Genomic DNA, 15,060 nt, shown 5'->3' with positions numbered 1-15,060 from the left:
TGAAAGAATGCTACCACACAACGGAAACATTAGAAATTGGCAAACAAGCCGGATTTTCTTTATTTTTGGGCAGTTGGTAAGCAATCGCAGGTAAAATGATTTAGGCACAAGGCGCAGAACTGCACCCGCCTTTTTACCTTTCGCCTTGAAGCTTTCGTCTTAATATAATATGCGTATTTACCAACATTGGCTTAATGAAGCCAAGCAAATTCCTTCCCCCAACTTCGATGACCGCCCTAACGCGGACGATATTTCCTTGCTCGTCATCCACTGCATCAGTCTTCCGCCAGGTGAATTCGACAATACCTGCATAGATAAGTTATTTTGCAATCAACTTAATCCTGATGACCACCCGTATTTTAAGGAAATTCATCAGCTTACGGTTTCATCGCATTTGGTCATCAAACGAACTGGCGAGATTTTGCAATACGTACCCTTTGACAAACGTGCTTGGCACGCAGGGCAATCTAGCTATGAAGGGCGCGAGCGTTGCAATGATTTTTCTATCGGCATAGAACTGGAAGGCACTGAAACTGTGCCTTATACCGACGCGCAATACCTTGAACTTGCCGCTGTCGTTAAGACTCTACTGAACACTTACCCCAGCTTATCTACCGAATGGATTACTGGACACAGTGACATCGCCCCTGGTCGCAAAACTGATCCCGGCGAATCGTTTGACTGGGAAAAATTTTATTGCATGTTGGGGAAATGATGCCAAATTGATAAGATAAGTTCGGTAAGATAAGGAAGCATCACAAATTTTTACTTTAGTTAGCCTAAAATCCACCTTTAACTAAGACACTTAAATGTTAATCAGTTTACAAAAAATATTATTCTCCCAAAAAGCAGGACTCGCGTTAATCGCCCTACTTTTACCCTCGTTAACAAGCGCGGCAGAAGCAGCCAGTGCAAGCTTAGTGCAGCCTATGGATTTGACCCAGAGCTGGGCGGGTTATCTGGCATTAGTTTTGTTTACCGTTGCTTACATTCTCGCCATGATGGAGGAAGTTACCGACCTGCGGAAATCTAAACCTATGGTATTTGCAGCTAGCCTTATCTGGGTGTTCATTGCCTCCGTTTATGCTAATAACGGCATGAGTGAACAAGCGGGGATAGCCTTTCGCACAAACTTGATAGGCTATGCCGAACTGTTTTTGTTCATCATGGTGTCGATGACTTACCTGAATGCTATGGAAGACCGGAGCGTGTTTGAAAGGCTGCGGGTTTGGCTGCTAAGTAAAAATTTCACCTATCGCCAACTATTCTGGATTACTGGCTTCCTGGCATTTTTTATATCCTCGGTCTGTAACAATCTAACGACCGCATTGCTGATGGGTTCAGTTATTGTGGCACTGGGCAAGGACAGCCCACGTTTTGTCACGCTAGCGTGTGTTAACGTCGTCGTAGCCACTAATGCGGGTGGGTCGTTCAGTCCTTTTGGCGACATTACGACGTTATTGGTCTGGCAAAAAGGCGTGGTGCCCTTTGTCGATTTCTTCTCGCTGTTTATTCCCGCATTAGTCAATCTGGTCGTACCGGCTATCATTATGCATCACTTTGTTCCTAAGAAACGTCCAGAAGCGGTTCTCGAGTCAGAACCCATGAAAAGAGGCGGCTGGGTTATCATCGGTTTATTTGCATTAACCATTATAACGTCAGCTTGTTTCGAGAATTTCCTGAGCCTGCCACCCGCAGCAGGCATGATGCTGGGACTGACTTACTTAAAGTTTTTCAGCTATTACCTACAAAAAATCCCAGCGACCCATGAAGACAATCAGCAGAAAGAAACACTGTTAGCTAAACAAAACTACGATTTGGCAGTCACTGCCGCCAAGAATTCACAAGGGGAGAAGAAAACCTACATCGACTATTTCGCGCCCATGAAGAGCATGCACCGCACACAAACCAGGGATGCCCTAATTGACCAACCCTTTGATGTGTTTAATAAAGTGGCTAACTTGGAATGGGATACTTTATTGTTTTTCTACGGCGTAATGGTCGCTGTCGGTGGATTGAGCTTTATCGGTTATCTGGGTTTAGCATCCGAGGTTTTGTATGTCGGGCTTGACCCTTCAGTCGCCAACATCTTAGTCGGGTTTGCTTCTGCGTTTGTCGATAACGGCACTATCATGCTGGCTGTATTAACAATGGCACCGGATATTTCCCAAGGACAATGGTTATTAGTAACGCTGACCACTGGCGTTGGCGGCAGTATGTTAGCTGTGGGTTCTGCAGCTGGTGTCGGTTTAATGGGGCAAGCCAAGGGTGTGTATACGTTTACCAGCCATTTTAAATGGACTCCAGCAATCGGCTTGGGTTATCTCGCAAGCATAGCCACCCATTTTCTTTTGAACGGGCGGTATTTCTAAAAAATAACTTTTTTGATTCATCTAGCATTCAGTCTCTTGTTGGTATCCTGTAGCCAATATTTCTATCACGGGAGCAAGCCATGAACACATTGACTAAAAAAATCGTTTTAGCGGCTTTAGTGATGTCGCTGTCTGCTTGTGCTAATTATCCAAATAATTACAACAACTATCCAGATAATGATTCTTATAGTTCTGGTGCTAATTACCCTGGCTCTTATTCTCCCGGCTATGGCAATTATCAGAACAATAATTACCCTCAGTATCCAGCCCAATCAGGATATGGTGGCTATGGCAGACCATATAGCCGCTTTCCTGCCAATAATGGTTACTATCGAAACAATAATAATTACAACCGTCCTCAGCCCCGAAATTATCCACCGCCTGCTTATAGGCATCACGATAACCACCCTCATAACGGGGGCGGCTGGCAAAACGGCAACAATCAGCCGCAGCATAGGGCTCGACCTATGCCCGACCATCATCAGACTTGGCAAAACCCACAGCCACGTAGAGTAGATCGTCCTAACAAAGGCGAATGGAAAGGTAAAAATAATCAACAATATAGGCAACAGCCTATAACTAACAATCATGGGAATGACTTCAATCAACAACCAAACAGAGGTGGTCGGCAAGGTCAAAATAACCGACCACAACAGCCTGCCCAAACTCGCCAAAATAATGGAGGAAATTCAAATTTCGGCGTTATGAATGAACGTATGGGGCAACAACCCGTGCAACCTAGACAAAAGGGCAAGCAAAATAGAAGGCAAGAGCAACCGTAGACAAAGGGATTGCTCAAAAACTAGCTAAAACTTTCCCCGTTTAATTTTGATGCAAACGGGGGAAAACCTACCCAAAAACGGTTTTACACGACCTAAATACCTTCGATTTAAAGTAGTTAAACCATCAAAAAAGCTAATTCTCAGTGCATAATCCAATGCACTTTACCCATTTTAAATCCAGATAAGCTAACTTATTGTTCTGTAATAGCTTTGCATAACATCGACAAGGTGTTTGCATTTGATCGGTGTATCGCCTAAACTTCGAGTCTGGTTTTTAAACGTAAATTCTAACTAGATTTGCACAACTACCTGATTTATAAGATCGCTTAATAATAAATATAACAACACGCGATGGAAAATCGACTCATCACACAGCTAAAAAGTGGCGGTATTGGCCGATTGATCAATATTATCCAAACTCTATTTGTCAGTTTGCTGCGAATATGGTCTATCCCCATTGTGCTGCTGCTCAGTCTGGCATCAGGATTTACCACATTTTATGGTATGTCCTACTTTATTACGCCCTGGATAGCGCTGATTATTACCGTTGCAATTCAATCCATTATCGTTATTTGTTCATTTGAACTTGCGGGCATTCACCTCAAAGCCAACCGACTGCGTTATTGCAGCGTGCTGGCTTCGTTAATCATTGCTTTTGTCGCTTCGATGGCGTTTTCTTACTTCAAATTCTACGAAATATCAGAACACGGCAGTATCCGCATCGAACGGATCAATGAAGTGGGGAATCAGGTCGATGATTATTTAAAACAACAGGTTGTAGTAAAAAGCAGTGTTTTAGCGCAACAAAAACAAGAGCTGGAAAAGCTGTCTAAGGAAATGTCTCAAGCGTATTTTGGCACTCATCCTGAAATTCCGCCCCAATACCGCGATCAAGTGGGTGAAGGGCCGGTTTGGAAGCATATTAACTCGATTTATCAAGACAAAAAGGCGCAATTAGCGCAACTTGAGCAACAGTTCGCCCTCGTTGACCAGTCCACCGCCACACTCCAGATTAGCCTGAATAAGCTGGACAGTGACCTAAATCACAGTGAGCAAGCCTATCAAGAAGTTTCTCAAGGTTTGCATAAAGTACAACTGGAATTTAACCAGTTAGCCGCCAAATTCCGCAGCAATTTGCCTTCTGCGCCCATCCTGATGACCTATTCCCAGTTTACCGAAACGGTCAAACCTTCGGTTAACAATCTGCCAAAATTTACCTTATTTCCCTTGATTATCGCAGGAATGGTAGACTTTTTTACCGTATTGCTTTCTTATCGACTTGAGTTCTCAGCACCAGGGCCATTGACTGAACGAGAGGAAGAACTGGTCTTTGAATGCCTAAAGCAATTTAGCGAATTTCGCATTAACGAAAATGATGCCGTAGAAATCATCATCGAAAAAACCGACATCGAACGCGCCCGGCATTATGTCGATTGGCCGCGAATGTTTGCCGTCGGTCTGCTGTTAAGCCGTGGTTTTTTGCGTAAGGTAGATGATCGGCGCGTTGAATTCGCACCTAATCTTTATCCCTTAATCGCCGAAAAAATGGGTGATAAATTGCAAAAAATCAAACGCGCCCAAGCACTTGCAGAACATAATGTACGCAATGGTTAAGACATGAATAAAGCACAGTCAGCACCAGAAAAATCGCTTTTGGAGCAATGGTTAGCGGAAATCAGCGCAGAAAGCGATGCCCTCAGCCAAACCTGGGATCCGGGCTTTGACGGTGGACGGCAAATCGTCATTTCGAGCTTCGGCTCCTTCCAAAAAACCTACCAGCGACCACCTGATTTTATCTCGCGCTTTTACCACAAAACCTACCATCTGCCCGTTGATGAATGGCGATTTAACAGTCAAATCAAGCTGTACGGCGATTTTTGCGTCATTGACGCAATGCTCACCATCCGGTTTCAAGCAACTATTAAGTATGCCCAAACCAACTTAGAAGCCCTTCCCAATATCAACCAAAATGTCAAATCCCGCTGTGAAGGGCTAGTGAAGGATGCTGTCGATCAGGAGCTGCATAAACTGGCAAATGGCGATTGGGTGGAACAAGGTTTGGCTACGGTAGAACGTCGTATTGAAATGCACATCAACGAAACATTGACACTGCAAAACGTCCAATGTCGTACCTTATGTGAAATGCTCACGACTTTTTCTGAGATAAAAGATCCCAGCAAGCTGGACAGTCGCTTTGCCCATGACGACATTTATCTGAAAATATTGCGAAAAAACTTTGAAACCCAAGAGCATCAAAACAAGGAACGCTTGCGGCAAGAACTCATGCTTGAGCAGCAACGTCTGGAACGCCAACAACGCTTGATCGATCAGTACAATCAGGAACAATCCCTGCACCGCATTGAACAAGAGCAAGCCGCGTTTAACCTGAAACGCCGTTTGGAAGAGCAGGAACGGCAATTGAATGAGCAATTCCTCATCGAAGAACGTGTGCATAGAGAGCAGGTTTATCACGAACAAAATCTGAAGCGGATGGCGCAAGAAGCCACCGCAAAAGCACAATTAGAAATACAAACCAAACAACTTGAAATCGAACAACAACTACAGCAAGAACGCCTTATCCATCAGCAACAACTCAAGGAACTCCAGCTTGCCGCCGAAATTGCCGACTTTGAGAAAAATCAGGAAGCTTGGAACGGCATCCACGAACGCTTACGGATTGAAAAAATAGACCAGGAAAAACGCCTTAAACAACTGGAAAATACCGCAAAACTAGCCTTGCTCGACATCAATCAGAATGAAGAACAAATAGTACACGAACGCCTGCTAATGGAAAAAATGCTGCACGAAGCACGTTTAAAAGACATGGAGCTGGAAATGCAAATTCAAGAACACGAAAAACGCTTCACCGCCACCCAACAACTCGACAACTACCTCCGCCGCGATATTGAGCTATTAGTCCTGGAAAAACACCGTGGCGAATTGCTACAAGAAGTCAAAAAAACCAAACACGACGACCTTCCTGCTATTTCTGCCCCTATGCCCCCAGAAGATACCGGCAATCTGTAAGCTCCATAGCGTATGGCAATTGAGAAAGGCAAATTAGTACGCTGGATTGATGAAAAAGGTTTTGGTTTCATCAATCCAGAAAATGGAAAAAATGACCTTTTTATCCATTTTTCGGCAATAAAAAGCAATCGCAAACCTATTATTGGAGACATAATTCTTTATGAAACCAGTATTGATCCAAAGGGTAAGTAGCACGCTATTAACGCGATTATTGAAGGTGTCAGTCAGTCTCTAGCGTTATCCTCCCTCGAAAAACAAGGTAAAAAAGTTCATCCACCCACACTTAAAGAAAGACCTCATAAGCATAATAATCCGAGAGTCAATAAGCCTAAAAATAGCCTTAAGTTATTGCCCATTCTAATTTTTTTTGGGTTGGTAATCTTTGTTTATAACAAGATTTCAAAAGAAAAGCGTTTCATTGACCAAGTTAAAACGCCTGCATTTGAGATGGGGTCGATTGAACATACCGAGACGTTTACATGCCAAGGTAAAATATGGTGTACTGAAATGAAATCTTATGATGAGGCAAAATTTTATCTTGATAATTGTCCAGGAACTAAAATGGACGGCGATCCTTGCGAGAGCCAGTTCTAATAAGTCCGGTTGGATGGTGATAAGAACCGCATCGTTCGTGTTTCTCGATTGATGCGGTTCACTGTGTTCACCGCCTACTTGATTGGTATGAAACTTTATTACTTGCCTACAAAAAGTGTCAGTGAGTAATAAAGTTGCATACTGAGATGACTCGAAACCCTCATTCTACCGTTATTATAATCAAGATTATAATAATAAAGTATCATACTGAAATGGGGGGTTGCCTGTAGAGGCTTCAGTATTCAAGTAATATAGTATCATACTAAATTATATAGCTAGCGCATAAGTCTATAATTTACAGACACTTATATGATACTTAAGCCGCCGTTAAATCTCTGCTTCTGTTAATCGTCGCAATAGCTCTTGATGAACTTGTACACCCCACTGCTCACCATTAATGGATTGTAGGCTATAAACCATGCCGTTCAAGAGTGGCAACCCGCCCTGGAAACGCCTGAACGCAATCATGCCTTGTCTTTCGTGGGCTTCAAATCCCATTAAACGCCACACCAATAACCCAAACCAAATGCCGTGGCCAAAAACAACGGTATTGTCCGGTAACTCTGCCATTTCGTCGATAAAACCATCCACTCGTTCGCGGAACTCTTTAAAAGAGTCCGCATGCTCTCCCATCCGCTTGTTGACATCGCCTTCCATCCAATAAGCCTGTGCAATTGGGCGACGTTGTTCGCCAGTCATACCGTCAATCAGTTCGTGGGAAATGGCATGGACTTCGTTTAGTAGCGGGTTTACCTGATAACTGACGCGGTGCTTGTCGCAAAATGTCTGTGCAGTTTGTTGGGTGCGGATTAAATCAGAAACCAACACCTGGGATGTTGTAATATCTAGCGTTTCGGCCACGATCTGTGCCTGGTTCCTGCCTTTTTCCGACAAGGGGATTGAACCGTGTTCCATCGTCACGCCGCCAGCATTGGAGACACTTTCACCGTGGCGAATAAAGTAGAGGGTTTTGCTCATGCGTCAATATGTTTGGGTTAAATTAATTCAAATTAGCTTTTCATTTCAACACACTGAATAGTGTCGATGAGCATATATTAAAGTTTCATACTAAATTGTAAAAAAATATGGAACTCAAAAGCAGTCATTCTAAATTTTGGGCTTTTCGTTACTTTCGACCCAAAACAGTCGCCGAAGGATTTTTTTATCTTTGCTCAAAGCAGACCGTCAAGTAAGTGTTTCTAAAAAAATGGGGGATTGCTATGCGTGATTCAAGTTTAGATTTTTCACAACTGACTTAGGATCAGCCTGCACCAGTTTTAACAAAACCTTAGCTGGACCAGTAGGATGGCGATGGCCTTGCTCCCAATTCTGAAGGGTTCTAATATTGACGCCTATCAGTGTGGCAAACTTTGATTGAGAGAAACCGATCCCTTCGCGGATTGCCTTAATATCAGGCGCTGGAAAATCGTATGTACGGGAGGCTGCTATTTCACCTCGCCTGATTTTTCCAGCCTCTTGAATGCTGGTTATTAATTCATTGAAATGCTCATTTTTCATCTTCAAACTCCGCGAAAACAACTGTTCTTAGAACTGACAACTGGTCTTTCGTTAAATCATCACGCTCATTTTTTGCGTAAGCGTAAAGCATGAATATTTGGTCATGCTGGGTTGCCCAATAATAAATTACCCGTGCCCCGCCTCGCTTTCCGCGTCCGCTGGTACCCCATCGTATTTTGCGTATGCCGCTGCTGCCTTGAATAATATCCCCAGAATCTGGTCTTTCAACCAAAATGTTTTGAAGGCTCCGATATTCTTCGTCATTCAATAGGGCAATAATTTTCTTTGTAAATATTGATGTTTCAAAGATGACCATGCTCAATATTATACGTCAATGACGTATAATTACAATTAAAATAAGCCAGACACTGCAAAAAAGCTGAATTTACGGTAGTTGATCAACTCATCTCGACCCATTTAAGACAGTCACCCAGACTCAGCTTTTCTGTTTAATTCCGCTTAGCTGACATTCGTCAGGTAACAAAGAACCTTTCAAAATGAATCATTAGTTGACTGAATATATTTGATAACTGCCATATGCCAAAACTATCAAGCAAATAATAACCGCAGCGACGACAGGATTATCATTGCCAAGATCATCAACCCCGGCACGTTTTGCAACCACCAAATCATCAGGATGATAGAGACCTTTTCTACAAAAAAGAATAGTTGCAAAAAACATTCCTGAAACGGCAAGAAAAATGTGTAAGGAATATGTAAATGCTTTTAATGCGAAGGTATTATCTACGCTTGTCGAACTGACCCCTAACACTGCTGCACATGCCATCATGGCTAATGCAAAAACATTGATGGGCATTTTGGTTTTAGTTACTGATGACCACAAGCTACTCGAAGATTCTGCGCTCATTTTATTTTTGGCAATCGGGTGACCGCAATTTACACAATGCGCTGGACAGGACTTTCACCAGTGTTGCCGATACCCCAAGGACATTTATGACCTTTAGGTTATAAATGAGATCGGGGTAACGGAAGGCACGGCCAGGAAGATTGTTGGCAGTTACATTGAAAAGCTGGAGAAGAAATGTCTGTTTGAATCGCCTGAGATACTGTGGATTGATAAAGTCCATCTCAACCGGTTGTGCGGCTGGTGTTCACCAACATTAGCGAAAACACGATTGCAGACTTGATTAGCAGCCGCAAAAAGCAAACGGTCATCAATTACCTATACCGATTCAAAGCGTTGAAGAAAATACCCAAAGGGTACAAGCCAAGTAGGTCACTATGATCATGTGGCGGTCTTACCGAAATGCCATTACTGCTGTGTTACCCCATGCTGTGATTGTCAGTTGTGCCCAGTGGGTATCGATAAGTTTCATGTTGTAAAAATGGCAAATGAAGCGGTTGAGAAAGAGCGTAAAGACCTTCGGGGTCAAATGACCGCTGGGGATGTCAAACTGCTGACGGGCAAATTTATCGGATTTTGGTTCGGATTTTCCGCTTGTTAACAAAAAATAGGTCATTTCACACACCAACTGTGTCATATCACACACTTTTCAAAAAATAAAAATATAAGATAATGATTTAACTGAACAATTAAAATGGCATGAAATTTGCTTTTTATACTGAATTAGTAGCAAATTTGTATGCCTTGCCATGAACGCCGATATTTCCGTTTTATATGCCGACTGCCAACATGATTTGTTGGGCTTTCTCACCCGTAAACTCCATTGTCCCGACACCGCCGAAGACATTGCCCATGAATCGTTCGCCATCTTGGTTCGGGCTACTAGGGAGAGCGTGATCGACCATCCCCGCCGCTTTTTGTTCAGGACAGCGGCGAACCTGGCGGTGGATTACGTCCGGCATCAAAAGGTGATCGAACGCCATCTGGAGCGGCATAACCCTAATGCTGATGCCCCCCTGACTGCATCACCGGAACAGGGCGTGTCAAAAGCCGAATGGTTAAAATTGTTGCAGGAAACTTTATTGGAATTGTCGCCCAGGACGCGAGATGTGTTCATACTAAATCGGCTGCACGGATTGAGTTACCTGGAAGTCGGCACTCATTTGGGGATCTCGGAAAGCACGGTGGAAAAGCATATTAGCAGGGGAATTCAGCATTGCCGCAACCAGCTTGGTAAGCACTTCTTGCCGCCAAGCAAAAATAAATATGGTTCTTGAGCATGTAGTGTCATGTCCCTTTTGCCACCGGAAGAAGGTTAGGATGAGAGAATAAATATACCTTTTCCTTTTTTGGTCTTCCCTTTTATGCCTTGCGGGTACATCCTAACCCTCTCCCTTTGGAGAGGGCATAAAGAGCTACATGCTGATTAGTTGAATAAATTGAGGAAATAGTCCGCAGTAAACGTCTTTACTATAACAAGCAGATTTATTGATTCAGACTTATGAAATTTTAAATTCAGTTCGCCTTGAGCTTGTCGAAAGGCAATTTGCTTCGACAAGCTCAGCCCGAACGGTTTCAAACACATTTAAGCCTGTTCAGTGGTGCGATAAATTTTGACATAAATAACGTAGCTTTGATCCGAGGCAATAACGCCACGGTTACTGCGTCTTCTGAAGCGGAGCGTAATTTCCCAGTCCGGTTTTGTAGCCCCCAATTCCATAATGACAGTGGTGTCATGGGCAAATCAGTCGGCATATCAATTTCACGGTCATAGTCTTCTAAGGTATGGTGACAGTTATGGAAAAGAACGGCATTCAAGATAATTCCCGTAAACGCATCAATCGTCAATTTGGCATCAAGCCGATAATCCTTTCCCCCCCGTTTTTTTATTATAGTCTCAGTTACTACACCCGGCGCATGAGGCTTGAATACGGCCTGAACGGTTCTAAAATACCGTTCTACCACCCCTTTGGCATCGCCCCGGTAGGGCGGGATATTTTCTATCCGTACCGAAAATGTTCGTTCCAATGACTCGATCTGGTGACCGATCAGTTCACCTCGGTCAGCCAGGATAGCGTCCGGCAATCCGGCTACCGGCCAATCCTCGAAAGATATTTCCAGCCCGTATGCCTTGCAAAAATTTACTTTATCGGTCAATGCGTTAATTAGCGCCAGCATTGCTGTGGCATAAGAAGGGTTTTCCATACCAACATAAACCCCGGCTACCATTCTACTGAACACGTCAATTACCATATAAACGACGGGGCGACCGACAATATTCTGGCGTTCACTGTTTGATACCAGATAAATATCTGCAATCGTCGCATCGATTTCAAACCGTGAACCAGGCTCCAGAACACTGGCATTCACTGTTCCGAATAATGGCCGAATATCTTTCTGATATTCAATTTTTGATGAGCGCTTTTTGATCGTTGCTACTTGATGGTACTCACGTTTATAAAAATGCTCCAATTGCCAGAATGAAGGTTTTTCTTCTTCTGGAATCTGAGGATAGTAAGCCTCATAGATTGCAGTAAATTGGCGATGGACATATTGCAGGGAATTTCCCTTTTCAGTTAGCATGTGTTTTTCAATCGCTATCCTGAATAATCGGGCAATATTTGCATCAATAACAGCCCCAATGCCGGGCTTATTGATTCTCGGCCTGCCCAATTTTTTATCTTTGGCATTCCTGGGTTTTCCTTTGCCCCCTGAGTTTTTGTAATCGGGCAATAAGGCATTCACCGTCTGGCCACGTTGCCAATATCGCCTTAGCAATCGGTAGACAGTCTGTTTTGTTGTGGAATATTCTTCGATTACCTTGGCAATCCGTGCTGAACGGACTTTGGGCAAGAAACATTGGTCATCATAAATAATGGGTTTAATTAATTGGTAATTCTGCTCAATTTTTTTCTTATTTATTGTCCCTTCTTTTGCGACCTCATAGGCAAGGTATTCAAAGGGATCAGGCTTCCTGGCTAATAACCCGTTTTCGATGGCGGCAGAAAGTTCATTATTGGCAACAATTGCAGGGAAAACACCATCCTTTAATACCGGGATCCATACAACTTCTTCGGGATAAGCAGCCAGAATCCTTAACAATTCGCCGTCAAACTCGACAACTTCATTGATTTGAAACACGTTTTGTCTCTTTGATTAAAGAAATGTCGTTAACAGTTAAATCCGAAGCAGTTAGCTTTCTGAAGGGTATGAAAATGTTGAATGTAAAATAACGGTGCGCCATCAATTGCCGAAGCTCTAACAAACACTCTCCCGCTTCCATCTCATAGGCGGTATCAAGTTTTCGGGTCAACTCGATAATGGTCTGATTTTGATTACCAATGAACTGCTTGTTATAAAAATCCAACCGATCAATCAGGACATATTCATCAATGGCTTCACGTTGGGCGGGATAAAGCCAGTTTATATTTTCAAAAACGACCTTTGGGATGTCTATTTCGGTGAGAATGAACCAGGGTATAGACTTGCTTTTCCAATAACGTCTTTCAAGTTCCAGCTTTTCGAGTGTTCTTGAGTCTTGCAGGTCACCGGCATATTTGGCTTGGATGGCAAACTTGGGAATTGTTGAATCTTGGGTATTAACAAGAAAATCAGTGCTCATGGTCTGGTTAATACCATGAATGCCCGGATGTTTGATCCCCGCTTGCTTGGCTAAAATCAGGGTTTCATCAAGTTTCAGGGGGAATTGCTCTCTGATGTCCGTGGTGGAATTGTGCCATTCCAGCACAAGGAATATCGCTAACTCGAGATCGGACAATAAATGATGTGTCGCCGGGATTTGTGACCGAAGACCCTGTGCGAACGCCCGAGAGATGCGACATCCCTGACAGTGATCCAAGGAAGATAAGAACTTCCGTGACCGGAACCCCGGCCCTCCTTGAGCCACTTGGTTTGCCTTTGTTCTAAGTTACCGTGTTTTTTACAGACATAAAAAACCACCCAGCTAGTCGCGTTAAGGCAGTCTAGCTTAAGTGGTTTCAGTATGCAACTTTATTACTTAGTATGAAACTTTATTACTTGCTGACAGCAGGTGATATTTTTATCATAACGCCTATTCTACAGTCACCGATTTTGCTAAATTTCTGGGCTGGTCTACGTCTGTACCTTTAATAACGGCGACGTGGTAGGAGAGTAGCTGCAACGGCACGGTGTAAACAATCGGCGATATTTCATTGTCCACCTGCGGAATTTTCAAGATTTGGACATTGCTATCTGGGGACGAAGACAGGGTTTCGTCCATGAATACGATGAGCTGTCCGCCGCGTGCGCTGACTTCCTGCATATTGGATTTCAGTTTTTCTAATAAGCTGTTGTTTGGGGCTACGGTGATGACGGGCATGTCGGCATCAATGAGTGCCAATGGCCCGTGTTTCAGTTCACCCGCCGGATAAGCCTCGGCATGTATGTAGGAGATTTCCTTGAGCTTTAAGGCACCTTCCATCGCAATCGGATAATGTGTACCTCTACCTAGAAATAAGGCATGTTGTTTGTCCGCGAATTGTTCCGATAAGACTTTAATTTGACCATCGAGTCGCAATACTTTTTCAATTTTTCCGGGCAAGGTGAACAATTCCGAAGTCAATTTTTTTTCCATCGCTTCGCCTAACTGAAACCGTCTCCCCATCGCTATAACCAATAACATTAAAGTGACGAGTTGGGTGGTGAAGGCTTTCGTTGAGGCGACACCGATTTCTGGACCTGCGCGAGTCATCATCACCAGGTCGGATTCCCTGATGAGCGAGCTTTCCGGCACATTGCAGATGGTGAGAGAGTGCTTGGCACCCAGTTTTTTGGCTTCCTGCAATGCCGCCAGGGTATCGGCGGTTTCACCCGACTGGGAAATAGTAACCACCAAGGTATCGGGCGCGAGTACCGGATTTCGGTAACGGAATTCACTAGCGACTTCAATGCTGCAAGGAACACGAGCGAGTTCTTCTAGCCAGTAACGGGCAACTAGACCGGCGTGGTAGCTGGTGCCGCAAGCGAGGATCAAGATGGCTTTGGTATTGTCAAATATGGTCGGGGCATTAAACCCAAAGGCATTTTCCTGCAAGCGGTTGTTGATGAAACGGCCTTCCAGGGTTTGTGATATTGCAAAGGGCTGCTCATAAATTTCTTTCAACATATAGTGCCGATATTCGCCCTTTTCGGCGGCTTCGGCAGTCAGTTGGCTTTCCTTGATGGGGCGGGTGACGATATTGTCAGCCTTATCATAGATAACCAGGTCGTTAATGCCGATGACGGCAATATCGCCATCCTCCAGGAAAATAAACCGTTGCGTGACTGGCAATAAGGCCGCGACATCCGAGGCAATGAAGTGTTCGCCGATACCAACACCAATCACCAAAGGGCTGCCTTTCCTGCACGCTATCAAGGTATCGGGATAATCTGTGCATAGGATGCCCAAGGCATACGCACCTTCCAGTTTGGCTAAGGATAGTTTGACGGCTTCGACAAAACCATCTGAAGTCTCAAGCGCATCAAATATTTGGTGGACGATAACTTCGGTATCGGTTTGCGAGGTGAACTCATAGCCGTCTTCAAGTTGCTGGCTTCTTAGCTGTTCGTGATTTTCGATGATGCCGTTATGCACGACCATCACCTTGTTCCGGCAGATATGGGGATGAGCATTTTGGGTGCTGGGTACACCATGCGTCGCCCAGCGGGTGTGTGCAATCCCGATATGTCCTGAGATTGGCTCGGCTTGCAACAGAGCCTCCAAACCTTTGACTTTGCCCAGCTCCCGCTTGCGGTAGATCTCGTTGTTATGGATAACGGCTAAACCTGCCGAATCATAACCACGATATTCGAGCCGCTTAAGCCCCTCCAGTAATATAGGGACTATGTTTCTTTGCGCGATGCCGCCGACGATTCCACACAT

Annotated in this window: 15 protein-coding genes; 8 read left to right on the top strand and 7 right to left on the bottom strand. The window is 44.1% G+C overall.

Annotation, left to right across the window (positions count from 1 at the left end; all coding sequences use genetic code 11):
• Positions 1-169: 169 nt before the first annotated feature.
• The 6 genes from ampD (at position 170) to AC1YY3_RS00985 (ending at position 6,373) form a co-directional block, all read left to right on the top strand.
• Positions 170-715, top strand: coding sequence for a 1,6-anhydro-N-acetylmuramyl-L-alanine amidase AmpD (gene ampD / locus AC1YY3_RS01010; protein ID WP_481823844.1), 546 nt, complete (start codon positions 170-172; stop codon positions 713-715).
• Between the two features lie 94 nt (positions 716-809).
• Entirely contained in the window at positions 810-2,372 is a 1,563-nt protein-coding gene (gene nhaD, locus AC1YY3_RS01005) for a sodium:proton antiporter NhaD (protein ID WP_481823843.1), read from the top strand.
• 80 nt (positions 2,373-2,452) lie between these two features.
• Positions 2,453-3,154: a hypothetical protein gene (locus AC1YY3_RS01000; RefSeq protein ID WP_481823842.1), complete on the top strand. Its 702-nt coding sequence runs from the start codon at positions 2,453-2,455 to the stop codon at positions 3,152-3,154.
• A gap of 351 nt (positions 3,155-3,505) precedes the next feature.
• Entirely contained in the window at positions 3,506-4,768 is a 1,263-nt protein-coding gene (locus AC1YY3_RS00995; protein ID WP_481823841.1) for a hypothetical protein, read from the top strand.
• Between the two features lie 3 nt (positions 4,769-4,771).
• Positions 4,772-6,181, top strand: coding sequence for a hypothetical protein (locus AC1YY3_RS00990; protein ID WP_481823840.1), 1,410 nt, complete (start codon positions 4,772-4,774; stop codon positions 6,179-6,181).
• Positions 6,182-6,193: 12 nt separating this feature from the next.
• Positions 6,194-6,373 (top strand): cold shock domain-containing protein, encoded by a 180-nt coding sequence (locus tag AC1YY3_RS00985; RefSeq protein ID WP_481823839.1) that lies wholly within the window; start codon positions 6,194-6,196, stop codon positions 6,371-6,373.
• A gap of 729 nt (positions 6,374-7,102) precedes the next feature.
• Here the strand turns inward: AC1YY3_RS00985 and AC1YY3_RS00980 are convergent.
• The 4 genes from AC1YY3_RS00980 to AC1YY3_RS00965 all read right to left on the bottom strand — a co-directional run bounded on the left by AC1YY3_RS00980 (position 7,103) and on the right by AC1YY3_RS00965 (position 9,110).
• Complete coding sequence (locus AC1YY3_RS00980; protein WP_481823838.1) at positions 7,103-7,753, bottom strand: histidine phosphatase family protein; 651 nt, start codon at positions 7,751-7,753, stop codon at positions 7,103-7,105.
• 240 nt (positions 7,754-7,993) lie between these two features.
• A complete protein-coding gene (gene nadS, locus AC1YY3_RS00975; RefSeq protein ID WP_481823837.1) occupies positions 7,994-8,293 on the bottom strand; it encodes a NadS family protein in 300 nt (99 codons plus the stop codon).
• Positions 8,283-8,609, bottom strand: a complete 327-nt coding sequence (locus tag AC1YY3_RS00970; RefSeq protein WP_481823848.1) for a type II toxin-antitoxin system RelE/ParE family toxin — start codon at positions 8,607-8,609, stop codon at positions 8,283-8,285. Before AC1YY3_RS00970 ends, nadS begins: the two co-directional genes overlap by 11 nt.
• Positions 8,610-8,798: 189 nt before the next feature.
• Positions 8,799-9,110, bottom strand: a complete 312-nt coding sequence (locus tag AC1YY3_RS00965; protein ID WP_482194240.1) for a hypothetical protein — start codon at positions 9,108-9,110, stop codon at positions 8,799-8,801.
• A 433-nt stretch (positions 9,111-9,543) separates the two neighbouring features.
• On the opposite strand from AC1YY3_RS00965, the gene AC1YY3_RS00960 reads away from it, so the two are divergent.
• Entirely contained in the window at positions 9,544-9,759 is a 216-nt protein-coding gene (locus AC1YY3_RS00960) for a transposase (protein ID WP_481823835.1), read from the top strand.
• A 148-nt stretch (positions 9,760-9,907) separates the two neighbouring features.
• The gene (locus tag AC1YY3_RS00955; protein ID WP_481823834.1) at positions 9,908-10,435 is read left to right on the top strand and encodes an RNA polymerase sigma factor; all 528 of its coding nucleotides are present in this window, start codon (positions 9,908-9,910) and stop codon (positions 10,433-10,435) included.
• Between the two features lie 298 nt (positions 10,436-10,733).
• On the opposite strand, the gene AC1YY3_RS00950 is transcribed toward AC1YY3_RS00955, so the two are convergent.
• From AC1YY3_RS00950 to glmS, 3 genes are all read right to left on the bottom strand, one after another.
• The gene (locus tag AC1YY3_RS00950; protein WP_481823833.1) at positions 10,734-12,299 is read right to left on the bottom strand and encodes a transposase; all 1,566 of its coding nucleotides are present in this window, start codon (positions 12,297-12,299) and stop codon (positions 10,734-10,736) included.
• The gene (locus AC1YY3_RS00945) at positions 12,283-13,065 is read right to left on the bottom strand and encodes a TnsA endonuclease N-terminal domain-containing protein (protein WP_482194239.1); all 783 of its coding nucleotides are present in this window, start codon (positions 13,063-13,065) and stop codon (positions 12,283-12,285) included. The genes AC1YY3_RS00950 and AC1YY3_RS00945 overlap by 17 nt, the downstream gene beginning before the upstream one ends.
• 165 nt (positions 13,066-13,230) lie before the next feature.
• Complete coding sequence (glmS, locus tag AC1YY3_RS00940) at positions 13,231-15,060, bottom strand: glutamine--fructose-6-phosphate transaminase (isomerizing) (protein ID WP_481823831.1); 1,830 nt, start codon at positions 15,058-15,060, stop codon at positions 13,231-13,233.

This window comes from Methyloglobulus sp., assembly GCF_964779595.1.
Note: the sequence above shows the minus strand (reverse complement) of the source record. Positions and strands in the feature narration are given on the sequence as shown.

Excerpts from the sequence above, each read along its gene's own strand:
- ampD (WP_481823844.1), top strand. The coding sequence starts at position 170 with ATGCGTATTTACCAACATTGGCTTAATGAAGCCAAGCAAATTCCTTCC.
- nhaD (WP_481823843.1), top strand. The coding sequence starts at position 810 with ATGTTAATCAGTTTACAAAAAATATTATTCTCCCAAAAAGCAGGACTC.
- AC1YY3_RS01000 (WP_481823842.1), top strand. The coding sequence starts at position 2,453 with ATGAACACATTGACTAAAAAAATCGTTTTAGCGGCTTTAGTGATGTCG.
- AC1YY3_RS00995 (WP_481823841.1), top strand. The coding sequence starts at position 3,506 with ATGGAAAATCGACTCATCACACAGCTAAAAAGTGGCGGTATTGGCCGA.
- AC1YY3_RS00990 (WP_481823840.1), top strand. The coding sequence starts at position 4,772 with ATGAATAAAGCACAGTCAGCACCAGAAAAATCGCTTTTGGAGCAATGG.
- AC1YY3_RS00985 (WP_481823839.1), top strand. The coding sequence starts at position 6,194 with ATGGCAATTGAGAAAGGCAAATTAGTACGCTGGATTGATGAAAAAGGT.
- AC1YY3_RS00980 (WP_481823838.1), bottom strand. The coding sequence starts at position 7,753 with ATGAGCAAAACCCTCTACTTTATTCGCCACGGTGAAAGTGTCTCCAAT.
- nadS (WP_481823837.1), bottom strand. The coding sequence starts at position 8,293 with ATGAAAAATGAGCATTTCAATGAATTAATAACCAGCATTCAAGAGGCT.
- AC1YY3_RS00970 (WP_481823848.1), bottom strand. The coding sequence starts at position 8,609 with ATGGTCATCTTTGAAACATCAATATTTACAAAGAAAATTATTGCCCTA.
- AC1YY3_RS00965 (WP_482194240.1), bottom strand. The coding sequence starts at position 9,110 with ATGCCCATCAATGTTTTTGCATTAGCCATGATGGCATGTGCAGCAGTG.
- AC1YY3_RS00955 (WP_481823834.1), top strand. The coding sequence starts at position 9,908 with ATGAACGCCGATATTTCCGTTTTATATGCCGACTGCCAACATGATTTG.
- glmS (WP_481823831.1), bottom strand. The coding sequence starts at position 15,060 with ATGTGTGGAATCGTCGGCGGCATCGCGCAAAGAAACATAGTCCCTATA.